Origin of the sequence: Micromonospora sp. NPDC049645 (assembly GCF_040675155.1) — a bacterium.
Taxonomy (GTDB): domain Bacteria; phylum Actinomycetota; class Actinomycetes; order Mycobacteriales; family Micromonosporaceae; genus Micromonospora.
On sequence record NZ_JBFAOI010000015.1, the window covers coordinates 1 to 24,326 of the forward strand.

Genomic DNA, 24,326 nt, shown 5'->3' on the forward strand with positions numbered 1-24,326 from the left:
TATAAATCATAATTGGCACTGGCTTTACAAGCACCCTGTTGAGTTCTCAAAGAACAACCACACACCGACCAGAAGCCCCACCTCAGTGGAACCCCGTTTCGGGGCAACCGCTCAAACCTACTTGGTCGAGTTTTCATTGTCAACCTCGCGTTTGAGGTGATCAATGTGGCTCGTCCGGATCCACGATGACGCACGCCGAACTCGGCGGTCGTTTCTATCGTGGGAAGCCGCAGACCGGCCGATCGCCGCTTCGCGGCTCTCCGCCCGGCTCCTGCCGGCTTCGAAACTCTACCCGGTCGGCTTCGCGTTCGCAACCCCGTATCCGGAGTGTTCCGCACCGCCCGATCCTCAGTCTCGCTCGGCGTCTCCGCCACGAGCCTGGCGCCCGTTCTCGGCCGGTTTGTCCGACCTCCCCCGTGCAGAGAGAAAGTTACGCGGACAGCCCGGAGAAGGCAAATCAGGGTTCATCACTGGTTTGGACGAGCGACGCGCAACCGACCCCGGCGCTGCCCGGGACGCGGGCCGCCTCGACGTGCCAGAGTGTCAGACATGGATGAGTCCGGGCGCGGTGCCACGGTGTTCGCCGAGGAGGCACTACTCGGCCTCCTCGGGTCGTTCTGGCAGCTGGTCATCGGCGCGCTTGTGCTTGTCGTACTCGTGCTCTCGGTGGGACGGCTGGCCCGACGGGGCAAGTCCCGCATGACCACCGCGCTGCTGATCACCGCGGCGGCCATCGCCGGCTTCGCGGTGATCGGCGTTCTACTCGAAGGCTGAGGGCTCAGATTCGGCAGCCCAAGGGTTCAGAGCCGTCGGTTGGCCAGGCTGGGCAGCTCGGCCCGGATCGCGGCGAGCCGGTCGAGGTCCAGGTCGACGACGGAGACCCCCGCGCCGTCCGGCAGCTGGGCGATCACCGTCCCCCACGGGTCGACCACCATGCTGCGCCCGAAGCAGGTACGACCAGGCTCGTGGTCACCGGTCTGGCCGGCCGCCGCCACGAAACACTGGTTCTCGATGGCCCGGGCTCGCAGCAGGACCTCCCAGTGGTCCCGCCCGGTGTGCATCATGAACGCGGCCGGCACCACCAGTAACTGCGCCCCGCCGTCGGTGGCGAGCAGCCGGTACAGCTCGGGGAAGCGCAGGTCGTAGCAGATCGACAGACCGACCCGTAGCCCCTCGACGTCGACCACCACCGGTTGCGCCCCGGGCGCGACACTCGCCGACTCCCGGTAGGAGACCCGACCGGGGATCTCCACGTCGTACAGATGGATCTTCCGATAGCTCGCGGCCAGGCTGCCGGACCGGTCGAAGACCAGCGAGGTGTTCCAGGTGTGGTCTGGATCCGGGCCGGCCTCGTGGAACGAACCGGCCACCAGCCAGATGCCGAGCCGCCGGGCGACCCCGGCGAAGAAGTCGCCCACCTCCCCGTCCACCGGCTCCGGTTCGGGCAGTCCAGCGGCGGGGCCGAGGTAGTCGACGTACTCCGGGAGGACGGCGAGATCCGCCCCGCCGGCGGCGGCGCGCTCCAGCAGGGCCTCCGCCGCCGCCAGATTGGCCTTACGGTCGTCTCGGGCGTTGAGCTGGCAGACGGCGACACGCATGAGCCAAGGGTACGGCGGAAAGGCCGCAGGCGGACAGCCTCAGGGTGGCGGACAGGCGATGTGGTGCTGCCGCGGTGGCCACGGTCGGGCAGCTCCGAACGCGGTCACGCCGGCCGGCTCATGACTGAGCGGCCGGCGTGACGCGGGGAGGATCAGGCGGACTTCTCTTCGCGGTCCCGCCGGGCCCGTCGGCCGGTGAACTCGCGCGGCACGATCGTGGGGTTGACGTTTTCCAGGACGACCTCGCGGGTGATCAGCACCCGGGCGGCGTCGGGGTTGCTCGGCACCTCGTACATCGCGGAGAGCAGGACCTCCTCGATGATGGCCCGCAGACCGCGGGCACCGGTGCCGCGCAGCATCGCCTGATCGGCGATGGCTTCCAGGGCCGGCTCGTCGAACTCGAGCTCGACCCCGTCCAGCTCGAACAGGCGCTGGTACTGCCGGACCAGGGCGTTGCGTGGCTCGGTGAGGATCCGCACGAGTGCGCTGCGGTCCAGGCTCCGAACGTTGGTGATCACCGGCAGCCGGCCGACGAACTCCGGGATCAGCCCGAACTTGAGCATGTCTTCCGGCATGACCTGGCTGAAGATGTCGTCGGTCGACCGCTCGGACACCGACCTGAGCCGGGCGCCGAAGCCGGTGCCGCCCTGCCCCGTGCGGGACTCGATGATCTGGTCGAGGCCGGCGAACGCGCCACCACAGATGAACAACACGTTGGTGGTGTCGATCTGGATGAACTCCTGGTGTGGGTGCTTACGGCCACCCTGCGGCGGCACGTTGGCCACCGTGCCCTCGAGCATCTTGAGCAGGGCCTGCTGCACGCCCTCACCGGAGACGTCGCGCGTGATCGACGGATTTTCCGACTTGCGGGCGATCTTGTCGACCTCGTCGATGTAGATGATGCCGGTCTCGGCGCGCTTGATGTCGTAGTCGGCGGCCTGGATCAGCTTGAGGAGGATGTTCTCCACATCCTCGCCGACGTAGCCCGCCTCGGTCAGCGCGGTGGCGTCGGCGATGGCGAACGGGACGTTCAACATCCGGGCGAGGGTCTGCGCCAGGTGGGTCTTACCGCAACCCGTCGGGCCGAGCAGCAGGATGTTGGACTTGGCCAGCTCGACGGCGTCACTGCCGGAGCCCGGCGCGCCGGCCGCCTCGGCCTGGATCCGCTTGTAGTGGTTGTAGACCGCGACGGCGAGCGCCTTCTTGGCCTGATCCTGGCCCACCACGTAGGTGTCGAGGAACTGGCAGATCTCCATCGGCTTGGGAAGCTCTTCCCACTTCACCTCGCCGGACTCGGCCAACTCCTCTTCGATGATCTCGTTGCAGAGATCGATGCACTCGTCGCAGATGTAGACCCCTGGGCCCGCGATGAGCTTCTTGACCTGCTTCTGCGACTTGCCGCAGAAGGAGCATTTCAGTAGGTCGCCGCCGTCACCGATCCGTGCCACCTACGTTCTCCCTGCACTCATCGGCCGGAGACCCGGCCCTGACCTGCGGACGCTGCGCGCCGCCCGGCTTAGTTCGCCTCACCGGCCCAACCGGCGAAGCGGTACGGACCCGACGTTACCCGCTGGCGGGGCATTCTCCGACCCCCAAAACGGGTGTGTCAGAGGTCGGCCGGGAACGGAGCCCCGGCCAACCTCTGACCCGGTACTGCTCAGCGGGCGGCGTTGGCCGCCAGCAGACCCTTCTTACGACTGGTCAGGATCGTGTCGACCAGCCCGTACTCCTTGGACTCCTCGGCCGTCATGATCTTGTCACGGTCGATGTCCTTGCGGACCTGCTCGATCGGGCGGTTGCAGTGGCGGGACAGCATGTCCTCCAGCTGCGTACGCATTCGCAGGATCTCCCGAGCCTGGATCTCGATGTCCGAGCCCTGCCCGTAGCCGCCCTCGGTGGCCGGCTGGTGGATGATGATCCGCGAGTTCGGCAGAGCCATCCGCTTACCCGGGGTGCCCGCCGAGAGCAGCACAGCCGCCGCGCTGGCGGCCTGCCCGAGGCAGACCGTCGAGATGTCCGGACGGACGTACTGCATGGTGTCGTAGATCGCCGTCATGGCGGTGAACGACCCACCCGGCGAGTTGATGTACATGATGATGTCGCGGTCCGGATCGGTGCCCTCGAGCGTCAGCAGCTGGGCCATCACGTCGTTTGCCGACGCGTCGTCCACCTGGACGCCGAGGAAGATGATCCGGTCCTCGAAGAGCTTGTTGTACGGGTTCGACTCCTTGACCCCGTACGACGTGCGCTCGACGAACGACGGCAGCACGTAGCGGTTGTGCACGGCCGCGAACTGGGGCGGCAGGCTCAGATCAGTCATCGTCAGCTCCTCAGCTCAGGGTCCCGGCGCCATCCGGAACCTGAGCGGCTCCGATGATCACCTTGTCGATGAAGCCGTAGTCCATGGCCTCCTGCGCGGTGAACCAACGGTCCCGGTCCGAGTCGGCCTCGATCTGCGACTGGTCCTGACCGGTGTGGTGCGCGACCCGCTCCTGGAACATCCGCTTCGTGTAGAGCATCTGCTCCGCCTGGATGGCGATGTCGGACGCCGTGCCGCCCAGACCGCCGGACGGCTGGTGCATCATGATCCGCGCGTGGGGCAGGGCGTAACGCTTGCCCTTGGTGCCCGCGCAGAGCAGCAGCTGGCCCATCGAGGCAGCCATGCCCATCGCCACGGTCGACACGTCGTTGTCGATGAACTGCATGGTGTCGTAGATCGCCATGCCGGAGTAGACCGAGCCACCCGGCGAGTTGATCCACAGGTTGATGTCGCGGTCCGGGTCCTCCGCGGCGAGCAGCAGCAGCTGCGCGCAGATGCGGTTGGCGACCTGGTCGGTCACCTCACTGCCCAGGAAGATGATGCGTTCCTTGAGCAACCGGTTGTAGACCGAGTCGTCGAGGTTGCCAATGGAGTCGCCACCGCGCGCGTCAATCGCCCGGAGCGACTTCTTGGGGATGTGCATGTCGGTCATGGCAGCCCTTCGCTCTCCGTACCGTCTTTCCCGACACTAACCGCTGTGCGAGGCGGCAGAGTCCCGGTCGGGGCAGTGTTCGCTCTCAGCGCAGCTGTCGGGCGTACCCGCGGCGCGGGCTTCCGGGCGTACCCCCGGCAGTGCTTGCTGCCCGGACGTACCCCGGCAGTGCTTGCTGCCGGGGCGTACCCCGGAAAGGGAAACGGCCGCCGTCCACCGCTCAGCGGCGGACGGCGGCCGCACCCGACGATCAGTGGTCGTGGTTGTGCTCCGCCTCGTTGGCGGCGCGCAGGGCGTCGAGGGTGACCTCGTTGCCGGCGGAGTCCTTGATCGTGATCCGCTCCATGACGGCCGCGAGCGCCTTGCCCCGCCGCACGTCGCCGAAGACGGCGGCCGCCGCGCCGGAGCGCACCAGCTGGTCGTAGTACTGCTGCGGAGCCATCCCGGCACGCTGCGCCCGGTGCACGATCTCGTGCCCGAACTCGTCGTCGGAGACCTGCACGTCCTCCGCGTCGGCGAGCGTGTCCAGCAGGAGCTGGACCTTGACGCCCTCGGTCGCCGCCTCGGTCAGCTCGGCGTCGATCTGCTCCTCGGTCTTGTCCTCGGCGGCGAGGTACTCCTCCATCGAGGCGCCGATCCGCTCCAGCTGGTCGACCATCGCCTGCTTGCGGCTCTCGACCTCCTCGCGGACGACACCCTCCGGGGCCGGGATCTCGGCGGCCTCGACCAGCTGGGCCAGCGCCTTGTCCCGAGCGGCGTAGATCTGCTCGACCTGCTTGCCCTGGGTGACCCGGGCGCGCAGGTCGCCGCGCAGCTCCTCGATCGTGTCGAACTCGCTGGCCATCTGGGCGAACTCGTCGTTCAGCTCCGGCAGCTCCTTCTCCTTGACCGTGCGCACGGTCACCGCCACCTCGGCGTCCCGACCGGCGAAGTCGCCGCCGACCAGCTGGGTGGTGAAGGTGGTGTCCTCGCCGGCGGCGAGGCCGACAACGGCCTCGTCGAGGCCCGGCAGGAGCTGCTTGCTGCCCACCTCGTGGGAGATGTTGCTCGCCTGGCCGCCCGGCACGTCCTCGCCGTCGACGGTGGCGTTGAGGTCGATCTGGACGTAGTCGCCCTCGACGGCGGCCCGCTCGACGGTCTTGAGGGTCGCGAAACGCTCCCGCAGGTTCTTCACCTGCTCGTCGATCTCGCTCTCGTCGATCTGCAGCTCGTCGACGGTCACCTCGATGGTGCTCGCGTCCGGGATGGTGATCTCCGGACGGACGTCGACCTCGGCGGTGAAGTTCAGCGAGTCACCGTCGTTGAACTCGGTGATCTCGACCTCGGGGCGCCCCAGCGTCTTGAGGTCGTGCTCGCGCACGGCGGCGAGGATGTTCTCCGGGATGGCCTCCTGGACCGCCTCGTTGAGGACGGTGCCCCGGCCCACCCGCTGGTCGATCACCGCGGTCGGCACCTTGCCCCGGCGGAAGCCCGGGACCTGGACCTGCGAACCGATCTCCCGGTACGCCTTCTTGAGGCTCGGCTCGAGCTCGACGAACGGCACCTCGATGGCGAGCCGCACGCGCGTCGGGCTCAGAGTCTCGACGGTGCTCTTCACAGGCGTACTCCTTGACGGATCTCAGTTGAGTCTGGGCGTGATTCAGCCCATCGAGTGTAGGCGAGCCGGCCTGACGCTCCGGCATCGCCCGGGGGCCGCACTGGGCGGCACCCGGTGCGGCCCGATCGCGGACGACAGTCGGGGTGGCGGGATTTGAACCCACGGCCCCTCGCTCCCAAAGCGAGTGCGCTACCAAGCTGCGCCACACCCCGTGGCGACGTGCAGTCTATGCCGTCGCCACGCCTCAGGTGGTGCCGGGGCATCCGCCACCCGGACAGAACGCCCGAAAACCACCATTCCTCCCTCACCGGGACCGTGCGGCCCGTACCGCCAAGATCCGCACAACATCCCTGACGTCGCGCGGATCTCAAGAGGGAGCGACGCGGCCTGGGGACGACGCGGCACCGCGGGGCGGTGGCACGGTTTCACGTCGGGCGACGGCATTGGGTACGCTGTAGGGGCGTCCCGTTTCGGCGGGGTGCACGCGGGCGTAGCTCAATGGTAGAGCTTCAGTCTTCCAAACTGACTACGCGAGTTCGATTCTCGTCGCCCGCTCCACACCCCTCCGGCCCAGGTCGGAGGGGTTTCTTTCCGATTCCGGTCCGCCCGGTGCGTTGTCTGCCGACACGGCCCCTGTCACCACGGGCGCGGGCAGCCGAGACTGTAACGATGTCGGACGATGGTGAAGGCGTGCTGGTGGTGCGACGCCTGCCGCATCTCGCCCTGCCCCCACGGGCCCTGTTCGGACTCGGCCTGCTGGCCGGTCTCGGCGCGGGGCTCCTGATCGCCTCGATCTTCTCGGATTCTTCTGGTGGTGGGCCACCGGCGCCATCGCGCTCGGCGTTGCCGCCCTCGTCCTGATGCCGCTCACGGCACGCCGCTAGCGGAGCGCCCACAGCTTCCCTTGACAGTTGTCGATCTATGCACTGGTGTAAGGACCAAGCACATCGACGTCCGTCACAGGAGGGCACATGATCGTCCGACGACGGTGGACAGCTGCCGCCACCACAGCGATCCTGTTCAGCGCAGTGTTGTCCCACCCCGCCCCCGGAGCGGCGGCCCCCGCCGCCCCGGCCGCCCCGATCACCCTGAGCGCCACCGAAACCGCGGTGGTCCGGGTCCAGCTCCGCGACCAGGCCCAGCTGGACCGGCTCGTCGCCACCGGTGCGGACCTGGCCAATCGGCCCCGTTCCCGAGACGGTCGGATCCTCGCCGACCTGGTGGTCAGCGGCACGCAACTCGCCGAACTGACCGCTCAGGGGGCGACGGCCGTGCAGATCGTGCAGCGCGCCGGGGACGGCAACCGGCACTACGCCGACAGCGTCCGCGCGGCGCAGGCCCGTACCGCCGCCGGACTGCGCGCCTCGGCCGCCGGCCAGCGGACCACCACCGCCGCGGCCGTGGACACCCTCCAGGTGCAGCAGGCGTACTGGTGGACCACGACCGGGCAGACGTTCCTCCAGGCCCAGGTTGCCACCACCGCCACCGACGACCCGGACGTGGAGATAACGGTCAGCTGGCGGACGGCGGACGGTGCCACCGGCTCGTTCCCGCTGTACCGGTTCGAGGACTCGGGCGAGTACCAGTACCACTACAACCTTCCCCAGCCGGTGCCGAACCGGCCGGTTCAGTTGACCGCCACCTCCAGCCTCGGTGGGGTCAGCCGGGCGGTCACGCCGGCGCTCTGGCCCAACGCCACCCCGCCGCCGCTGCCGGCCGGCTACCAGAAGGACTTCATCGACGCGTACCTGACGCCGGTGGACATCCAGGCACGGATCAAGCGGCTGGCCCGCCAGTACCGGGACCTCGTGGACGTGATCGACCTGCCGAACAAGACCCAGGGTTACCGGCGCACCGCCGCCGGCTACCTGGGCGACCCCGCGGTGGCCGCCGTGGTGGTCGAGTCGGTCCGCTTCGGCGACCAGAGCATGAACGGCGTGCAGGTGCGGACGGTCGACCCGGGCCGGCCGAACCGGCCGCTGACCGTCGGCTACCGCGACCGCGTCCTGACCGTGTCACTGGCCACCGACACCGCGGGCAAGACGGTGAGCACCACCGACGAGGTCGCGGCGGCGATCAACGCCCGGCAGCCGGACCGGTTCCGGGCCGTCGTCGAGGACGGCTCGGCCGGGCTGCCGATGCCCGTCGCCGGCCCGACCCGACTCGACGACGGCCTCCAGGGCACCGAGGTGCCGGCCCGACCGTGGACCGTGCAGGCGCTGCGCCTCGGCGTGCACCGGGACGGCTCCCGGGTCGGGGTGCTCGCGTACTCCCAGGAACACGCCCGGGAGTGGGCCACCCCACTGGTGACGCTGGAGTTCGCCGAGCGGATGCTGGCCAACGCCCGGACCGACCCGGCCACCCGTGAGCTGCTGGAGCAGGTCGACATCTTCGTCATCCCGACGGTCAACCCGGACGGCGCGAACTACTCGTTCAACGACTTCAACTTCCAGCGCAAGAATCTCGTCAACCACTGCACCGGGGCGGCCCGCGACCCGAAGAACCGCACCTCGTGGGGCGTCGACGTCAACCGCAACTACACCGTCGGGTCGTACTTCGACGGTTACGTGGGCGCCAGCGCCAACTGCCTGTCCGGCAACTACGCGGGCACGGCGGAGCTGTCCGAGGCGGAGAGCCGCAACGTGATCGCGCTCGCCCAGGACCACCCGAACATCAAGTTCGCGATGAACGTGCACTCCTACGGCGGGTACTTCATGTGGCCGCCGGGGGCGTACCGGGCCGACGGCAGGGTCACCCTGCCCCGGCCGTCGATCGACGAGTCGACGCTGTTCCTGAACAGCGCCCGGCGGATCGTCGGCGCCATCGCGCAGGAGCGCGGGACCGTCACCTGGCCGTCGCAGACCGGGCCGGTCGCCGACGTGCTCTACTCCGCCGCCGGCAACTCGGCCGACCAGCTCTACTACGAGCTGGGCATCTTCGCCTGGGACTTCGAGGTCGGCAACGACAGGTGGAACCCGGCGACCGGCCAGTGGGAGAGCGTCGGCTTCCAGCCGCCGTTCGACGAGGCGCACGGCGAGTCCCAGGAGTACGCCGGCGGCTTGGTGGAGCTGGTCCGGGTCGCCCGCGACTACGCCGCCGCCGAGGCGGCCGCCGGCTGACCCCGGGGTTCCCGTACCGCCGTCGGGGGTGGCCGACGGCGGTACGGGACCGCAGCGGTGCCGGTCGGTAAGCCGATGGTGATCACAGAGGTTGACGTGTTTTCATGTCAGGACGCCTGCGCCAACCCGGGACATTGATGACTGAGCAACCCGCACCTGATCACCTCATTGTGGTTGACGTGTTGCCGCAGGGCCTGAGCCACCTGCTACGCGACGAGGATCCGGAACTGGCCCGATGGATCGAGGAACTGGTCGCGACGCTGAAGAGTCCCCGGCAGACGACGCTGACCGGTTGGAACAGCTTCCTCGACCCCGGCGCCGACTCCACCTGACCCGGTCGGAGTTCATCCGGCTGGCCGACGGGCGGTCGGACCCGGCCTCCATCCGCGGTCTGCGGCGCGCGCAACGCAACCGCACGATGCTCATCCTGAAGAACCTCGCCGACACCGACGACGCGTTGGCGGCGTCGGCGCACCTGCTCGGCCAGGTCCACCGTCTCGATCCCGCCGCCGCGGACGTGCTGCTCGACCACCCGTGGCTGGCCGCCTGGGCGGTCGACCGCGTCCGGCACGGCGTCACCGGCCGACCGGACTACCTCCCGTTCGCGGCACTCGCGGCGGCCGCTCTCACCGGCTGGTCGGACGCAGCGGTACCGGTCACGCCGTACGCGGGGCTGGTGCCCGTGCCGGGGCTCGGAGTGCTGCGCCGACGCGGCGGCGGCACGACGGTGACACCGGCCGACCTGACCGGACGACAGTGGACGGCCACCCGCGGGTGGCGCTACGCCGACCAGTCGGTCACCCTCGACCTGCGCGTCGACGACCTGGACCCCTACCGCGACTGCTTCGGGTTGCCGGTCGCCGGCCGGCTCCCCACCCGGCGGGCCACGGAACTGGAGCGGTCCGTCGGGCACGCCTGGCACCTGCTCGTCGGGTACGCCCCGGGGCACGCTGCCGAGGTGGCCGCCGGGATCGGCACGCTCGTGCCGTTGGCCGGGGGCGCCCGGAGCGGGCACAGCGTCACGCACGCCGACGCCTTCGGGGCGTTCGCCGCCGACGTCGACCTCGACCCGGTCGATTTGGCCGTGACGATGGTGCACGAGCTGCAACACAGCAAGCTCAACGCCGTCCTCGGCCTGGTCCAGCTCTACGAACCGTCCGATCCGGCGCGCTACTTCGCGCCCTGGCGTCCCGACCCGCGCCCGATCGGCGGGCTGCTGCACGGCACGTACGCGTTCACGGCCGTCGCCGAGGTGTGGGCCGCGCTCGGCGCCCATCCCCCACTGGCAACCCAGGCCGTCGCGCGGTTCGCGGTGGTGCGGGCGCAACTGGAACGCGCTCTGCTGGAACTCGCCCGCGCCGGAAGTCTCACCGAGGCCGGGCGGCTGTGGACGGATCTCCTGACCGAACGAATCGGTCGTCTGGCGGCCGTGCCGGTTCCGGTGTCCGCCGACGCCGCCGGGCGGCGGACGGTGGCGGAGGCGGAGCGCGTACGTCGGCGGACGATCACCACCGGGTGAAAACCGCCGCTTCCCGGCGCGCGCTCGGCGGCGATCGACGCCGCCGGCGAGCGCGACGTCAGGTCAGCCCGACGGTCTCGATGTCGCACTCGATGCGCCGCTGCCCCCGCGCGGCGTCCACCTCCGGGTGGTCCGGCCCGAACAACGCCTCCAGCGCTGCGGCGGCCTCGTCGAGCAGCTCGCGGCCCCGGGCCTCCTCGCCGACCTCGATCAGATCGACGGCGGCGTTGACCGCGCAGTAGAGCGTGTACGGGTGCTCGGGCCCGCGCAGGCGACGCGAGTCCGCGAGGATCGCCTCGGAGAGCACCTGCGCCTGCTCCAGTCGGTGCGAGCGGACCAGATTGATCGCCTGCGCCGAACGGGCGCTCAGCAGGTACGGGTGGGTGGGCGGCAACGCCTCGCCCATCGCCTGGAGGGTGGCCGCACCCAACTCCCGGGCCTCCCGGTCGAAGTTGCGGGCCCGCAGGATCACCCCGAGGTTGACCGCGGCGCAGAGGGTGACCGGGTGCCGTTCCCCGAAGACCGCGCGGAAGGTGGCGTGCCCCTGGGAGGCCAGGGTGTACGCCTGCGTGGCGTCGCCCGCGGCGCGCATGGCGTTGGCGCAGGTCATGGCCGCCTCCGCAGTCAGCACGTGGTCGGTGCCGAAGCGGCGGGTCACCAGCCGGTAGTTGGCCGCGCCCTCGGTCACGGCGGCGTCCAGTCGACCGGTCTTGCGCAGGCAGGCGATGTGGATGCAGGTGGCACGCAGCACGGTGAGGTGTTCCGCGCCCAGCAGCGACCGCTGCACCGGCAGCGAAGTGTCGAGCAGTTCCAGCGCGTCGGCGTACCGGCCCAGCAGGTAGAGGTCGCGGGCCTGGGCCTCCTGGGCCAGCACCAGCGCGTAGGTGCCGTCCTCGGCCGCCGCGCCGGCGTGCCGTGCCACCTCGAGGTTGAGGGCGTACGCCCCCTCGAAGTCGCCGGTCAGGCGGAGGTTGATCGCCATCGAGTTCATCACGCGCAGCGTGCTCGGATGCCCGTCGCCGAGCACCCGCCGGTGCACGTCGAGGTTGCGCCGGTCCAGTTCGGCGGCGGCCGCGAAGTCGCCGATCCGTCGTAGGTCCGCGCCGACGCTGTTCGCCGCGCCGAGCGTGTACTCGTGTTCCTCACCGAGGCTGGTCCGCATCCGCTCCAGCGCCTCGAGACCGAACTCGGCCGCGCGCGGGTCGGCGAGCAGCCGCAGGGCGTCCGCGTACCGGCGCATTGCCAGCAGGGTCAGCGGGTCGCCGCTGCGTTGGCCGTCGGGACCGGGCTGGTCCCAGGCGGCCAGGATCTCCTCCGCGAAGTCCCGGCAGCCCTCGAAGTCGCCCAGGTTGTAGATGTAGCGCAGTTGGTCCATCGCGGTCCGGCGGGCGTCGAGGTCACCGTGGATCAGGCCGGCGACGCGGACGTGCGGCGCGATGTCGGCGTGGCGTGGCCAGGTGCTCCGGTCGTCCGGGAAGCCCGGGTTGGCCGCGGCCAGCAGCCGTCGGGCGTTGGTCAGCGCGCTGTCGTCGCCCTGCTCGGCGAGCCCTTCCCGCAGGACCGCCTGCACCAATCGGTGCACCTGCACGTGCCGGCCGGCGTTGTCCGCCTTCGCGAGCCCGAACGAGGCCAGTTGCCGGATGGCTCGGGCGATGTCGTTGCGCTCCTGCAGGCTGGTGCGCAGGGGTTCGTCCAACTCGGCCCGCCGACCCTCCCACAGCAGCCGCATCGGGACCGGTTCCGGGCTGAGGAAGGACAGCATCTGGATCAGCTGCGCGGCGGCGCGACTCTGCTCGCGTACCGCGGCGAGCGCCATCGACACCACCGTCAGCACGGTGCCCCGGTACTGCCGGGGCTGGCCCTCACCCAGTAGCTCCCGGGCGTGCTGCTTCAGGTCGAGGAGATATTCGTCGACCGACGACAGCATGGTGAGCAGCCAACTGGCGGCCTGTTCCAGGGCGAGCGGCAGGTCGCCAAGCTCCGCGGCGAGCCGCCGCGCGTCGTCAGCGGTGGTCGCCGGGCGCCGCTTGAGCAGCAGTTCCACGCTCTCGGCCCGGGTGAAGACATCGACGTCCAGGGTCAGGGCGCTCGCCGACCAGGCCATGTTCCGTGAGGTGACCAGGACGTGCCCCCGCTCGCCGACCAGGTTGGAGGAGGGCATGAGCGCGGCCAGCTCGTTCGGGTCGTCGGCGTTGTCGTAGACCAGCAGCCAACTGAGCGAACTCGTCGACAGGGAGTCGAGCACGGTCCGCACGGTCTGCTCCAGGCTGGTGCTCGCCGCCAGGCCGAGCCGTTCGCCCAGGGCCGCGATGGAGGTACGCACCGCGCTGAGGTCCTCGGCGGCCATCCACCAGATCAGCTGGTAGCGGTCCGCGTACCGGTAGGCGAACTCGACCGCGAGCTGGGTCTTGCCGACCCCACCGACACCACGCAGAGCCGCTTCCGGCAGCACCGAGGCCCGGTGCTGTGACGAGAGCAGCTCGTCGAGCTCGACGAGCTGCTTCTCCCGGCCGGTGAAGTACAGGTTGCGCGGTGGAACGCCGCCCCGAATGAGAGTCCGGGATCGCTGGGGCGTCGTCTCCTCGATGATGATCGTCCTGCGCATGTCGGATTCAGGTTCCTCTCCACCGGCCTCGACCGGTGCCGCCTGGTGCGGGGATCGTAGCGACGTCCAGTGCGCCTTCGCAGCCACGCGCACATCGTCGAGGTCGGCGGGGGTGAGCCGCAGGGCCGCTGCCGCCTCCCGCAACCACTGCTGCACCGGCTTCCCGTCCGACTCCAGGCCGGCGAGGACCAGGCCCGCCAGCGCCACGGCGGCGGGGACCTGCCAGTCGCCCACCGGCTGCCAGCCGACGGCCTCCACCAGACCGGGCAGGTCCTCCGGCGACAACGGGTGATCCGACACCCCCGCGACGGCTCCGGCCAACACCTCGGCCGGGACGTCGCTCAGCGACTGCGCGAGCAGCCAGGAGAGGTAGACCTGCTGCGCGGTGGCGACCCCGGCGGCGCCCGGATGGAAGTTGCCGATGACCTGCAACAGCGTCGACATGCCCCGAGGCTCCTGCGCGCAGGCGCGCACGATGCGGTAGACGTCGTAGCGGACCTCGGAGTGCCGGGGCACCGACAGCGGTTTGCGCAGCTCTCCCTCGACCTCGTCGAGGTAGAGCGACCGGGTGTTGCCGTCATTGATCGATTTCATCGACAGCAGCGCGTCGCAGATGGCTTGCACCTGGGCGCTCGGCATCCGGGGCGTCGTCACCGATTGTCCTCCGTACCGGTCAGCAGACCGAGGCTCTCCGCAAGGTCACGGAAGGCCCGCAGTGGCCGACTCTCGGCCCCTTCCGTCAACAGCAGGACGCGATAGAGAGCCGCGATCCCATCTTCGTATTCTAGGCTCGTCCGAATCAGACCGAACATGTCGAGACCCAATGGTCCGAATAGGTGCACCATTCGACTGATGTGTGCCGGCAGCGACTGAATGACCAATTGACGGCTGTCGGGATTCCGGAGTAGTGGGATTTCCTCCAGCAGCCGGGCCAACGCCATCTTTTCCGCGAAGGAGAGCGCCGCCGGCACGGTGCGCGGCGCCGACCGGACCAGGCTCGGCAGCAGGCCGGGCGGCAACAGGGCAGGGGGCAACAGGGCACGCCACTGCCCGACCGGAAGCATCCAGGCGACCAACTGCTGGCCGACGCTCGCCCGAGCCAGCACCATGCCCACCACGGCGCCGTCCGAGGCGTACACCCCGGAGCCGCTGAACCCCCGGTCGATTCCCGCCGTCGCGGAGGAGATCCGGTCGAGTTGCCGCCACCCGGTGTGCGGATCGACCGGACCGACGGTCCGCGCCAGCACCAGCACGGACGCCGGGGTGTTGGCCGGGAAGCCGACGATCCGCACGTCGAACTCCTCCTCGCCGCGGTCGGCCAGGCTGGCGGGGGTGGATGGCAGCGGCGTGGCGCAGCGCAGCACCGCCAGGTCGCCGTCGCCCGCCGGGCCGACGCCACGCGACCAGGCCACCTCGGCGGCGACCCCGGTGCCGGGGTCGTTCGGCGTGTCGACGGAGAGCCCCGGTTGGTCCGGCCCGGTGCCGTCGTCGACGACGTGCCGGCAGGTCAGCACCAGATCGGCGGTCAGCTGGATGCCCGCGCCGACGACCGAGGACGACTGCCCGCCGCGTATCCGCACCCGGCCGGCGAGCGACCGGATGCCGGTCATCCGTGCTCCGCCGACCAGGCGACCCGGACGGTTGGCGGCCGGCGACCGGCGCCGCGGTCAGCCATCGGCGGCGCCTCCCGGTGCTACCGGCCCGCTGTCGCCGCGCGGTGACCCGGCGGTGGCGTCCCCGGCCCAGATCAGCTTCACCGTGAGGTGGCCCTGCGCGCTGGTACGAGCGACGACGGCGCCGGCCTCCGCGGTGAGGGTGACGCCGATCTCGACCTCCACCTGGTCGGGCCGCACCGACATCCCCCGGACCACGCCCAACGCCGCGTCGAGGGCGGGTTTGATCTGGGCCAGTGACATTTCCAGCGTCTGTCGGGCGGGGCGGATCCGGTCGAGCAGACCGACCCGTTCCAGATCGGTGCCGACATGTTCCTCGACGAGGAGGACACCCTGATCAGTCTCGAAACGCAGGAGATCCGCCACCCGCAAATTCTCGCCGAAAGATCGTTCGGAATTCGTGTCGGATCACTGACAGGGGTCATTGGATGGCACCCCGTGCCGACACCGGACGATTCTGCTTGCCATCCCGACCGTGGGCTGTCAGCCTGGCGGAATGCAGGACACGGCAACCTTCGAGGATCTTCTCCGCGAAGGCGCTAACGCATCCGTCGACGGCTGGGATTTCTCCTGGTTCCACGGCCGCGCGACCGAACAGCGTCCGTCCTGGGGCTATCTGAAGCTCATGGCGGCCCAGATGAGGGTGGCCCGAGCCGCACTGGACATCCAGACCGGCGGCGGCGAGGTGCTCTCGGAGGTGCCGGTGTTTCCCCCGGTGACCGTCGCCACCGAGCACTGGCCGCCCAACCTCCAGCTGGCCCGGCGCGCGCTCGAACCGCGCGGTGTACGGGTGGTCGACGTCGCCGAGGACGCTCCGTTCCCGTTCCCCGACGAGACGTTCGACCTGGTGGTGAGCCGGCATCCCAACGTCGTGCTGTGGGACGAGATCGCGCGGGTCCTCACCCCCGGCGGGTGCTACCTGGCCCAGCAGATCGGCCCCGGCACCAACCGGGAACTGGCCGAGTTCCTCACCGGTCCCCGCGAGGTCGGCGACGAGCGCAGCGCGGCCCGCGCCGCCGCGTCCGCGCAGGCCGCCGGCCTGGTCGTCGACGAGCTGCGGCAGGAGGCGCTGCCGACCACCTTCAACGACGTCGCCGCGGTGGTGCACTTCCTCCGCAAGGTCATCTGGACGGTCCCGGACTTCACCGTCGACCGCTACCGGGCCCGCCTCGCCGATCTGCACGAGCACATCCGCCGGCACGGGCCGTTCGTGGCCCATGCGCAGCGCATCCTGGTCCGGGCACACAAACCCCAGGACTGACCGGGGCGCGCTGCCGGCGCCTGCCCAGGTCCCCGAACGAGTACCAGTCGGACCGGTCCGCCACGGATGAACCGCGCCCGGTCGGGTAAGCGGCGACCCTGCCTGGTGGGGAGACGACCGATGGCGCGGCGTGCCGCGACCGGGCGCACGGGCGGGCGGCGAAGGCCGGCCCGCCCGGCGTTCCCCGGGTATCAGTTCGAGGAGATCCAGTTCCAGGCCGAGACGACCCATTCGGTCTGCTGGAGCCATGCCACACCGAGGCCGGCGAGGAACACCGCCGTCGCCAGGTGGGCGCCTCGTGCGCCGCGCCGGACCCGACCGAGCTGCCGCTCCAGCACCACCCGACCGACCAGCCGGAACAGCGCGAACAGGCCGACCGCCACCAGCAGGCTGAGCAGCAGGACCAGCAGCGGGCCGCTCAGGTCCCCCTGGCCGGACAACGCCCAGATCCCCCAGCACACGAACGCGAAGAGGCCGGCCGCCGAACTCCACTCACTGCCACGCCGCAGCTGCGCCATCCGCGAGCTGAGCGAGCGGTGCGGGGCCGGTTCGCCGGGCCAGCCGGTGCCGGTCGGCTCCTGCTCGACCACCGGGAACGGCTCGGTCCGCGGGCTGCGCGGCTGGCCTACCGGAGCGACACCCCGGCGGAACCCGTCACGCTGCGGCGGCACCCCGACGCCGGCCTGCGGTGGCACCTCCACGGTCCGCTCCGCCCACGGCTGCGTCTGGTCTGCCATCTCGTCCTCCCCCTGACCGACGGCAACAGCACCGCCTGGATTCGAGGGTAGCCAGCCGGCAAATCGGTCGCCGACCCCGGCCGAGACCCGAGCCCGCGCGACGGTGCGCCGGCACGCCCGGACGGGTACGGTCGGCTGATGGGTGACCCCGACCGACGACGGCGACGGCTGCGCCACCACTCCGACACCGAGCCGTCCAGGCAGGGTGCCCACGGCCCGACGGCCAGCACACCGGGTGTGCACGACGGTGACGACCCGCCGCCGCGGCGCCGGAGCGCAGGCGAGGAACGCGACGGTGAGCGGGGGCTGCGCGGGTTGGTCGGTTCCGGCTCGTCCCAGGTGGGGCTGAGCGCCGCGCTGCGGGCCCGGGACGCGGCCCGCCCCGACGACGACGACCTGGCCGAGGCGGAGGCCCGGGTGGTGGTCGTACGCCGCAACTGGGTGCCCCGGGAGGAGCTGCCCCGCTCACCGCGCTGAACCGTCGAGGTCAGGGCAGCTCGGGCAGTTTCCGGGTCCGCTCGTACTCGGCCACCTGGTTGATCCGGCGGGCGTGCCGCTCGTTGCCGGAGAACGGAGTGTCCAGGAACGCCTCGACGATCCCGGTGGCCTCGTCCAGGGTGTGCTGGCGGGCGCCGATCGCGACCACGTTCGCGTCGTTGTGCTGGCGGGCCAACTGTGCGGTCTCGACACTCCAGGCCAGCGCGGCGCGCACACCGGCGACCTTGTTCGCGGCGATCTGCTCACCGTTGCCGGACCCACCGATGACCACCCCGAGGCCCGTCTCGTCGGCCACCACCCGGTCGCCGGTGTGCAGGCAGAACGTCGGGTAGTCGTCGTCCGGGTCGTAGGCGTGCGGGCCGACGTCGACCACGTCGTACCCCTGCATGGCCAGGTGGTTGGCCAGGTGCACCTTCAGCTCGAAACCGGCGTGATCGGATCCCAGATAGACGCGCATACCGGGCAGTCTGTCAGGCCGTGCTCGGGGACGTCGCGGGGGCGGCGTCCCCGAGCCGGGTTCGTCACACGGTCGGGGTGGCGGCGCTCAGCGCGGCAGCTCGGCGACGACCAACCCGCCACGCGCCTTCGGGGTGAACCAGGTGCTCTTGCGGGGCATCTTCTCCCTGGCCAGGTTGACCGCGACGAAGTCCGCCACGGTCACCGGGGCGATCAGGATGGCCAGCTCGGCCCGCCCGGCGTCGACCTCACCGGTGAGCCAGCTCGCCGGGTAGTCACCACCGACGTAGGTGATCCGCTTGTCGCCCGGGTCCAGACCGAGCGCGTCGCGCAGCAGCAGTCGCTCGACCAGGGCGTGGTCCAGGTTTTCCAGGCGGGCGGCGGCCGTGGCGGGCAGGCGCACCGCGTACCCCTGGTCGGCGAGGCGGAGGTGCACGGTGCCGCCGGCCGCCGGGACCTCGACCGGGCCGTCGATCGGCTCGACCTCGGCGCCGGCGGCCCGCAGTCGGTCGAGCAGCTCGGCCGGAGTGGTGGTCAGCTCGCTGACCAGCCGGTTGTAGGGCTGGATGGCCACCGACGCGGGGGTGGTGATCACGGCCAGGAAGCGCGGCAGCCCGCCGGTCTGGGCGGCCAGGCTGCGGTGGTTGCCGTCGGCGACGACCAGGTCCCCGCCGGCGGCGAGGGCGGTCAGCGCGGTCTGCTCCGGGCCGGGGCCGAGCAGCCAGATGGCGTGCGTGCGGCCCGCCTGGTCGGTGTCGGTCGCGGCGGGCGCGCCGGCCGCGTCGGTCGCCGCCGCGAGGGCGGCATGCAGCTCGTCGCCACGCCCGGTCTGAAGCAGGAGTACGGGTGAGAGCAGGTGACCCAGCGCCTCGGCGAGCGCCACCCGCTCGCGCACCTTGGCGATGAAGACGTCCTCGTTGCGGATGACCAGGCCCGGCTCGTCCGCCCGGGTGGAGATCTGGTCGGTGTCCACCATCGCGAACAGCCCGTACGCCGGCTCCTCGCCGGGCGCGCTGATCCGGTAGAGCACCACCACCTGCTCGGCGGGGGTGTAGCTGCCGTCGGCCTTGGCCTCGGCGAGGCGGGCCACCGCGTCGGGCAGCGCGTCGAGGAACGACTTGCCCAGGCTCTGCGGAGCGCGGTGCGGCATCTCGATGCCGAGGGCACTGTGCGGGTTCGACTCGATGATCGCGGTGATCTCCGCGTCGTCGGCGAACTCGTCGTAGTTTTGCGCGCCGGTGCCGCCAGTGGTGACCCAGGCCCGGGAGATCGGATGCACGACCGTCATGCCGACTGACGCTACCGGCGACGGTGTGGCCGCCGCCGGGGACCCGCGGGGCGTCCACCAGATGAAAGCGCCCAGCTGGTCAGCCGGCGCGGTCGGAGGTGCCCCGGCGGTGCCTACCCGCGCTCGCCGGCCCGCCGTTCCCCCGCCGACCGGTGCCGATCGGCCCGGTGTTCAGGGCACGGCGTGGCGATGCCGGCGGCGTCGGCACCGGGCGTTCGGGCGGCGGCGCCGGAACGGGCCGGGGGTTCGGCGGCGGCGTCGGCACCGGGCGCGGCGGCGCCGGCGGTGGGGGCGCGGGTTCCGCCGGTGCCGCTGCCGCCGGCACCAGCGCCGGCACCAGCGCCGGCACGGCGTCGACTGCCGGCACGGCGTCGACGGCCGACGGCAGCGGGTCGGCCGACGCGGGCGGGGTGAGCCGGGAGGTCACCGGGACCCGAGCCACGCCCACCACGATGGGCGGCGCGAGCAGGTCCACCAGGTGGGCGGGTAGGTCCGGGCGGACCGTCGGCCAGCGGGAGTCGTCAACGGACCAGTAGGCCGCGCCGGGAGTCTCCATCACCCCCTGCCGGGTCAACTGATCGTCACCGGACGCACGGTGCTTGGCCATTGGGATTGCCTCCACGAACTGCGGCGTGCGGCCCTACGGGTCGCTGCGGCGGACACCGAGGGAAACGACGCCGCCCGCCCACCGGTGACGCCACGGCCCTCAGTCGAAGATCGGGCCCTGCTCGCGGGTGCGCTTGAGCTCGTAGAAGCCCGGGGTGCCGGCGACCAGCAGCACGCCGTCCCAGAGGCGACCGGCGGCCTCCCCCTTCGGCGCCGGCGTGATCACCGGGCCGAAGAAGGCGACCGGGGCGCCGTCCGGGCCGGGCGCGTGCACGACCGGGGTGCCGACGTCCTGCCCGACCGGGCGCATGCCGGCCTCGTGACTCGCCCGCAGCGCCTCGTCGTAGTCGGTGCTGTCGGCGGCCGCCGCCAACGCCGGGTCGAGGCCGGCCTCGGTCAGCGCGGCGACGTACAGCTCCGGACCCCGCGGCTGCTGCCGCAGGTGGATCCGGGTGCCGAGCGCGGTGTAGAGCGGGCGCAGCACGTCGTTGCCGTGGCGCTGCTCGGCCGCGATGCAGACCCGCACCGGGCCCCAGGCGGTCTTCAGGAACTCCTTGTAGTCCTCGCTCAGCTCGTCGCGGCCCTCGTTGAGCACGGCCAGGCTCATCACGTGGAAGCGGATGTCCACGTCCCGGATCTGCTCGACCTCCAACAGCCAACGGGAGGTGATCCAGGCCCACGGGCAGGCCGGGTCGAACCACATGTCGGCGGTGACTCGATCGCTCACGGTGAGGTCCCTTCGCGACGGGTGGCGCCGACGGTCGGCGTCTCAGGAGAATCCTCACCCCGCAGCGCACCCGCCGGCAGCCGAATGAGAGCGTGACCTCGGCCACCGCGGGCTGCCCGTACATGGAAGACTCGAAACGGGCCGGCCGTCACGAGCGGTAGGCGAACGGGCGCCGCCGGGCGTACGGCGACATGTGGGATGGAGACGAACAGTGCCGGGAGTGCGCAACCTGACGCAGGTCGAGGCGACCGAGCGGGCACGCCTGCTCAACGTGACGGGGTACGACATCACTCTGGACCTGTCGACCGCCGTGCTGGCGGCCGACGGCCGCACGTTCCGGTCGACGACCGAGGTCCGGTTTCGCTGCTCCGAGCCGGGCGCGAGCACATTCATCGAGTTGGCCGCCGACTCGGTGCGGTCCGCGACGCTGAACGGCACGCCGGTCGACCTCTCCGCGTGGTCGGCGGAGAAGGGCCTGGTCCTGTCCGGATTGAACGCCGACAACACCCTGGTGGTCGACGCCGACTTCGGCTACTCCAACAGCGGCCAGGGTCTGCATCGAACGGTCGATCCGGTGGACGGCGAGACGTATCTCTACAGCCAGTTCGAGACGGCCGACGCGCAGCGGGTCTTCGCCTGCTTCGACCAGCCCGACCTGAAGAGCGTCTACACCTGGCACGTCACCGTGCCGGCGCACTGGCGGGCCGTGTCCAACATGCCCGTGCAGCGGGAGGAGCCGGCGGGCGAGGCGCTCAAGACGCTGCACTTCACCGAGTCGCCCCGGATGAGCACCTACATCACGGCGATGTGCGCCGGGCCGTACCACGAGGTGCGTGACTCGCACGACGGCATCGACCTGGGGGCGTTCTGCCGGGCGTCGATGGCGCGTTATCTGGACTCCGACGACCTGTTCCTGATCACCAAGCAGGGCTTCGACTTCTTCCACGAGAAGTTCGGCGTGCGCTACCCGCTGCCGAAGTACGACCAGCTCTGGGTGCCCGACTTCAACGCCGGCGCCATGGAGAACTTCGGCTGCGTGACGCACGCCGAGTCGCACTACCTGTTCCGCTCGCAGGTCACCGACTTCGAGTACGAGCAGCGGGCCAACACGATCCTGCACGAGCTGGCCCACATGTGGTTCGGTGACCTGGTCACCATGCGCTGGTGGAACGACCTGTGGCTGAACGAGTCGTTCGCCGAGTGGGCCAGCCACTGGTGCAACACCAACGCCACCCGGTTCACCGAGGCGTGGACGACGTTCCTGTCCATCCGCAAGAACTGGGGCTACCGGCAGGACCAGCTCTCCTCCACCCACCCGGTCTACACCGACATGCCGGACATGGAGGCCGTGGAGGTCAACTTCGACGGCATCACGTACGCCAAGGGCGCGAGCGTGCTCAAGCAGCTCGTCGCGTACGTCGGTGAGGAGCCGTTCGTGGCCGGGCTGCGGGCCTACTTCGGCAAGCACGCGTGGGGCAACGCCACCTTCGACGACCTGCTCACCGAGCTGGAGGCGGCGTCCGGGCGGGAGCTGCGCAAGTTCGCCGCGCAGTGGTTGGAGACCGCACAGGTCAACACGCTGCGGCCGGAGGTGACCATCGCGGCGGACGGCACGTACGAGCAGGTGCTGGTGCGGCAGGAGGCGCCGGCGTCGTACCCGACGCTGCGGACGCACCGGATCGGCGTCGGCCTGTACGACCTGACCGACGGGCGGCTGGTCCGTCGTGAGCGGTACGAGGTGGACGTTACCGGCGAGCACACCGATCTCGCTCCGCTGCGCGGCGTCCGGGCCGCCGACGTGCTGCTGCTCAACGACGACGACCTCAGCTACACCAAGCTGCGGCTCGACGAGCGTTCGATGGCGACCGTGGTGCAGCACATCGGCGGCTTCGACTCGTCGCTGGCTCGTGCGCTGTGCTGGACCGCCGCGTGGGACATGACCCGCGACGCCGAACTGTCCGCCCGGGACTACGTGGCGCTGACGCTGAGCGGGCTCCCCGCGGAGACCGACATCAACCTGGTCACCGCCACCCTGCGCCAGGCGACCACCACGCTCACCCTCTACGCCGACCCGGCCTGGGCACCGACCGGCTGGGCCGACCTGGCCCGTACCGCCCGGGACGCGCTCGCCGCCGCCGAGCCCGGCAGCGGTTTCCAGCTGGCCTGGGCCCGCGCGTTCACGTCGGCGGCCCGATCCGAGGAGGACCTGGCGACGTTGCGCGGTTGGCTGGACGGCAGCGGGATGCCGGCCGGGCTGACTGTGGACACCGAGCTGCGCTGGTCGGTCCTTGCCGCGCTGGTGGCCAACGGCGCCGCCGGCGCCGCCGAGATCGAGGCGGAGCTGAGCAGCGACCGCACGGCCAGTGGCGAGCGGGAGGCGGCGTACGCGCACGCGTTGATCCCGACCGCCGAGAACAAGGCCGCCGTGTGGGCCCTGCTCACCGGCCCGGACGCGCTGCCCAACTGGCGGCACCGGGCGCTGTTGCAGGGCTTCGCCCACCCGGCGCAGGTGGAGCTTGTCGCCCCGTACCGGGAGCGGTACTTCGCGGCGGTCGGCCAGGTGTGGGCCACCCGGGACAGCGAGCCGGCGCAGGAGTTCGCCCAGCTGGCGTACCCGACCTACCTGGTCGAGGACGACACGGTGGCGGCCACCGACGCGTGGCTGGCCGGTGACGGGCACCCCGGCCCGTTGCGTCGGCTGGTGGCCGAGGGCCGCGACGGAGTGGTGCGGGCGCTGAAGGCCCGCGCGAAGGACGCGCAGAGCGCCTGAGCATGGCGTACGCGGCCCGGGGCCGGCGTGGGTGTGACCCCGCGCCGGCCCCGGGCTGTCAGTTGGGATGATCGTGCTCGAACAGGGAAACAGGGGCCTCAGCCGCAGCCGAGACCCCTGTTTCCTGGTTCGAGCACGATCATCGTGCCTGCCCGCACGTCGTCTGTGCGTCTGTGCAGCTCAGCCCTTGCCGGCGTGGCTGGCGAGCTGGTCGAGGCCGTTGATGATGCCGCCGGCCAGGTCACCGCCGCTGAACGCGCCAACCATGGAGAGCGCGGCCAGCTTGGCGTACGTGTCGGGGATGCGCTTACGGGCGTACCGCCCGGTGATGATCTCCAGCTGGCGCTGGTTGGGCGACACGGCGATCAGCACCGACTTGTCCGGGTCGGCGAGCTGCCGGTGCAGCCGCTGGGCGTGCTCGCGGATCGGCTCGTCGAGGCCACCGACGAAGACCGAGAAGACCAGGCCGGTGCCCTGGTCGGCCAGGCGCAACGCCTCGTCGATGCGCAGCAGCTGACGGGTCGAGAACGGCCCGTCCAGCACCTCGGGCGGGTTTTCCGACCCGGTCTGCTTCTCACCAACGGTCACTTGCGCCTCCGGTTCCACCGGCCGGCGCCTCGACGCTGGCCTGCTCAAGCTTGTGGCTGGTCAGCGCGGGCGCCTGCGCCCCCGCCGTCAGCGCGGTGCCGGCCGAGTCGGCCAGCTGCTCCGGGCGGCCCAGGAACCAGACCGGAGTGAAGTCGAAGGGCCGGCCCGGCCGGTAGCGCTTGGCGCCACCGCCACCGCCGGTGGCACTCCCCCGGCTACCGGCGTACGACAGGCCGGCGATGACCAGCACCGCGGCCAACGGGATGCCGACGAAGACCAGCAACGTCTCGGTAACAGACAATCCCAACGCCC

At 70.9% G+C, this 24,326-nt stretch carries 23 protein-coding genes and 2 tRNA genes; 9 read left to right on the top strand and 16 right to left on the bottom strand.

Annotated elements, in window-relative coordinates:
- The first annotated feature begins 549 nt into the window (after window positions 1-549).
- The gene (locus tag AB0J33_RS26160; protein ID WP_363616909.1) at window positions 550-774 is read left to right on the top strand and encodes a hypothetical protein; all 225 of its coding nucleotides are present in this window, start codon (window positions 550-552) and stop codon (window positions 772-774) included.
- A gap of 26 nt (window positions 775-800) precedes the next feature.
- Here AB0J33_RS26160 and AB0J33_RS26165 read toward each other — a convergent pair whose 3' ends face one another.
- From AB0J33_RS26165 to AB0J33_RS26190, 6 genes are all read right to left on the bottom strand, one after another.
- Entirely contained in the window at window positions 801-1,598 is a 798-nt protein-coding gene (locus AB0J33_RS26165) for a carbon-nitrogen hydrolase family protein (protein ID WP_363616911.1), read from the bottom strand.
- Window positions 1,599-1,750: 152 nt separating this feature from the next.
- Window positions 1,751-3,046: an ATP-dependent Clp protease ATP-binding subunit ClpX gene (gene clpX / locus AB0J33_RS26170; protein ID WP_030333537.1), complete on the bottom strand. Its 1,296-nt coding sequence runs from the start codon at window positions 3,044-3,046 to the stop codon at window positions 1,751-1,753.
- A 209-nt stretch (window positions 3,047-3,255) separates the two neighbouring features.
- Entirely contained in the window at window positions 3,256-3,918 is a 663-nt protein-coding gene (locus tag AB0J33_RS26175) for an ATP-dependent Clp protease proteolytic subunit (RefSeq protein WP_030333536.1), read from the bottom strand.
- Between the two features lie 10 nt (window positions 3,919-3,928).
- On the bottom strand, window positions 3,929-4,570 hold the full coding sequence (locus AB0J33_RS26180) for an ATP-dependent Clp protease proteolytic subunit (protein WP_088988027.1): 642 nt from the start codon (window positions 4,568-4,570) through the stop codon (window positions 3,929-3,931).
- A 250-nt stretch (window positions 4,571-4,820) separates the two neighbouring features.
- A complete protein-coding gene (gene tig / locus AB0J33_RS26185) occupies window positions 4,821-6,167 on the bottom strand; it encodes a trigger factor (protein ID WP_363616915.1) in 1,347 nt (448 codons plus the stop codon).
- Between the two features lie 138 nt (window positions 6,168-6,305).
- Window positions 6,306-6,379 (bottom strand) — tRNA-Pro (locus AB0J33_RS26190).
- A 272-nt stretch (window positions 6,380-6,651) separates the two neighbouring features.
- Here AB0J33_RS26190 and AB0J33_RS26195 point away from each other — a divergent pair.
- The 5 genes from AB0J33_RS26195 to AB0J33_RS26215 all read left to right on the top strand — a co-directional run bounded on the left by AB0J33_RS26195 (window position 6,652) and on the right by AB0J33_RS26215 (window position 10,805).
- Window positions 6,652-6,725, top strand: a tRNA-Gly gene (locus tag AB0J33_RS26195).
- A 111-nt stretch (window positions 6,726-6,836) separates the two neighbouring features.
- On the top strand, window positions 6,837-7,028 hold the full coding sequence (locus AB0J33_RS26200; RefSeq protein ID WP_363616917.1) for a hypothetical protein: 192 nt from the start codon (window positions 6,837-6,839) through the stop codon (window positions 7,026-7,028).
- 110 nt (window positions 7,029-7,138) lie between these two features.
- Window positions 7,139-9,286: a M14 family zinc carboxypeptidase gene (locus tag AB0J33_RS26205; RefSeq protein WP_363616919.1), complete on the top strand. Its 2,148-nt coding sequence runs from the start codon at window positions 7,139-7,141 to the stop codon at window positions 9,284-9,286.
- A gap of 170 nt (window positions 9,287-9,456) precedes the next feature.
- Window positions 9,457-9,618 (top strand): hypothetical protein, encoded by a 162-nt coding sequence (locus AB0J33_RS26210; RefSeq protein ID WP_363616921.1) that lies wholly within the window; start codon window positions 9,457-9,459, stop codon window positions 9,616-9,618.
- Window positions 9,579-10,805 carry an HEXXH motif-containing putative peptide modification protein gene (locus AB0J33_RS26215; protein WP_363616923.1) on the top strand — a complete coding sequence of 409 codons (1,227 nt, stop codon included), beginning with the start codon at window positions 9,579-9,581 and terminating at the stop codon, window positions 10,803-10,805. The genes AB0J33_RS26210 and AB0J33_RS26215 overlap by 40 nt, the downstream gene beginning before the upstream one ends.
- A 58-nt stretch (window positions 10,806-10,863) precedes the next feature.
- Here AB0J33_RS26215 and fxsT read toward each other — a convergent pair whose 3' ends face one another.
- The 3 genes from fxsT to AB0J33_RS26230 are packed head-to-tail and all read right to left on the bottom strand — an operon-like array spanning window position 10,864 to window position 15,449.
- Entirely contained in the window at window positions 10,864-14,064 is a 3,201-nt protein-coding gene (fxsT, locus tag AB0J33_RS26220) for an FxSxx-COOH system tetratricopeptide repeat protein (RefSeq protein WP_363616925.1), read from the bottom strand.
- A complete protein-coding gene (locus AB0J33_RS26225) occupies window positions 14,061-15,020 on the bottom strand; it encodes a trypsin-like peptidase domain-containing protein (protein ID WP_363616927.1) in 960 nt (319 codons plus the stop codon). The genes fxsT and AB0J33_RS26225 overlap by 4 nt, the downstream gene beginning before the upstream one ends.
- A gap of 57 nt (window positions 15,021-15,077) precedes the next feature.
- The gene (locus tag AB0J33_RS26230) at window positions 15,078-15,449 is read right to left on the bottom strand and encodes a CU044_2847 family protein (RefSeq protein ID WP_363616929.1); all 372 of its coding nucleotides are present in this window, start codon (window positions 15,447-15,449) and stop codon (window positions 15,078-15,080) included.
- A gap of 130 nt (window positions 15,450-15,579) precedes the next feature.
- Between AB0J33_RS26230 and AB0J33_RS26235 the strand changes: the two genes are divergently transcribed.
- Window positions 15,580-16,344: a class I SAM-dependent methyltransferase gene (locus AB0J33_RS26235; RefSeq protein ID WP_363616931.1), complete on the top strand. Its 765-nt coding sequence runs from the start codon at window positions 15,580-15,582 to the stop codon at window positions 16,342-16,344.
- A 191-nt stretch (window positions 16,345-16,535) separates the two neighbouring features.
- Here the strand turns inward: AB0J33_RS26235 and AB0J33_RS26240 are convergent, their stop codons facing one another.
- Complete coding sequence (locus AB0J33_RS26240) at window positions 16,536-17,081, bottom strand: hypothetical protein (protein ID WP_363616933.1); 546 nt, start codon at window positions 17,079-17,081, stop codon at window positions 16,536-16,538.
- A gap of 138 nt (window positions 17,082-17,219) precedes the next feature.
- On the opposite strand from AB0J33_RS26240, the gene AB0J33_RS26245 reads away from it, so the two are divergent.
- Entirely contained in the window at window positions 17,220-17,558 is a 339-nt protein-coding gene (locus AB0J33_RS26245; protein WP_363616934.1) for a hypothetical protein, read from the top strand.
- Between the two features lie 10 nt (window positions 17,559-17,568).
- Here the strand turns inward: AB0J33_RS26245 and AB0J33_RS26250 are convergent, their stop codons facing one another.
- The 4 genes from AB0J33_RS26250 to AB0J33_RS26265 form a co-directional block, all read right to left on the bottom strand.
- Window positions 17,569-18,036, bottom strand: coding sequence for a ribose-5-phosphate isomerase (locus AB0J33_RS26250; RefSeq protein WP_363616936.1), 468 nt, complete (start codon window positions 18,034-18,036; stop codon window positions 17,569-17,571).
- Between the two features lie 87 nt (window positions 18,037-18,123).
- Window positions 18,124-19,323: a DUF1015 family protein gene (locus tag AB0J33_RS26255; protein ID WP_363616938.1), complete on the bottom strand. Its 1,200-nt coding sequence runs from the start codon at window positions 19,321-19,323 to the stop codon at window positions 18,124-18,126.
- A gap of 79 nt (window positions 19,324-19,402) precedes the next feature.
- Window positions 19,403-19,930, bottom strand: coding sequence for a hypothetical protein (locus tag AB0J33_RS26260; RefSeq protein WP_363616940.1), 528 nt, complete (start codon window positions 19,928-19,930; stop codon window positions 19,403-19,405).
- A gap of 99 nt (window positions 19,931-20,029) precedes the next feature.
- Window positions 20,030-20,656 (bottom strand): DsbA family protein, encoded by a 627-nt coding sequence (locus AB0J33_RS26265; protein ID WP_363616942.1) that lies wholly within the window; start codon window positions 20,654-20,656, stop codon window positions 20,030-20,032.
- Window positions 20,657-20,876: 220 nt separating this feature from the next.
- Between AB0J33_RS26265 and pepN the strand changes: the two genes are divergently transcribed.
- Window positions 20,877-23,426 (top strand): aminopeptidase N, encoded by a 2,550-nt coding sequence (gene pepN / locus AB0J33_RS26270; protein WP_363616944.1) that lies wholly within the window; start codon window positions 20,877-20,879, stop codon window positions 23,424-23,426.
- A 180-nt stretch (window positions 23,427-23,606) separates the two neighbouring features.
- Here the strand turns inward: pepN and AB0J33_RS26275 are convergent, their stop codons facing one another.
- Complete coding sequence (locus AB0J33_RS26275) at window positions 23,607-24,014, bottom strand: DUF5130 family protein (RefSeq protein ID WP_363616946.1); 408 nt, start codon at window positions 24,012-24,014, stop codon at window positions 23,607-23,609.
- Window positions 24,001-24,297: a hypothetical protein gene (locus tag AB0J33_RS26280; protein ID WP_354970619.1), complete on the bottom strand. Its 297-nt coding sequence runs from the start codon at window positions 24,295-24,297 to the stop codon at window positions 24,001-24,003. Before AB0J33_RS26280 ends, AB0J33_RS26275 begins: the two co-directional genes overlap by 14 nt.
- Between the last annotated feature and the right edge of the window lie 29 nt (window positions 24,298-24,326).

Coding starts and splice junctions, on each gene's coding strand:
- AB0J33_RS26160 (WP_363616909.1), top strand. CDS start 550: ATGGATGAGTCCGGGCGCGGTGCCACGGTGTTCGCCGAGGAGGCACTA.
- AB0J33_RS26165 (WP_363616911.1), bottom strand. CDS start 1,598: ATGCGTGTCGCCGTCTGCCAGCTCAACGCCCGAGACGACCGTAAGGCC.
- AB0J33_RS26175 (WP_030333536.1), bottom strand. CDS start 3,918: ATGACTGATCTGAGCCTGCCGCCCCAGTTCGCGGCCGTGCACAACCGC.
- AB0J33_RS26180 (WP_088988027.1), bottom strand. CDS start 4,570: ATGACCGACATGCACATCCCCAAGAAGTCGCTCCGGGCGATTGACGCG.
- AB0J33_RS26200 (WP_363616917.1), top strand. CDS start 6,837: ATGTCGGACGATGGTGAAGGCGTGCTGGTGGTGCGACGCCTGCCGCAT.
- AB0J33_RS26205 (WP_363616919.1), top strand. CDS start 7,139: ATGATCGTCCGACGACGGTGGACAGCTGCCGCCACCACAGCGATCCTG.
- AB0J33_RS26225 (WP_363616927.1), bottom strand. CDS start 15,020: ATGACCGGCATCCGGTCGCTCGCCGGCCGGGTGCGGATACGCGGCGGG.
- AB0J33_RS26235 (WP_363616931.1), top strand. CDS start 15,580: ATGCAGGACACGGCAACCTTCGAGGATCTTCTCCGCGAAGGCGCTAAC.
- AB0J33_RS26240 (WP_363616933.1), bottom strand. CDS start 17,081: ATGGCAGACCAGACGCAGCCGTGGGCGGAGCGGACCGTGGAGGTGCCA.
- AB0J33_RS26245 (WP_363616934.1), top strand. CDS start 17,220: ATGGGTGACCCCGACCGACGACGGCGACGGCTGCGCCACCACTCCGAC.
- AB0J33_RS26250 (WP_363616936.1), bottom strand. CDS start 18,036: ATGCGCGTCTATCTGGGATCCGATCACGCCGGTTTCGAGCTGAAGGTG.
- AB0J33_RS26255 (WP_363616938.1), bottom strand. CDS start 19,323: ATGACGGTCGTGCATCCGATCTCCCGGGCCTGGGTCACCACTGGCGGC.
- AB0J33_RS26260 (WP_363616940.1), bottom strand. CDS start 19,930: ATGGCCAAGCACCGTGCGTCCGGTGACGATCAGTTGACCCGGCAGGGG.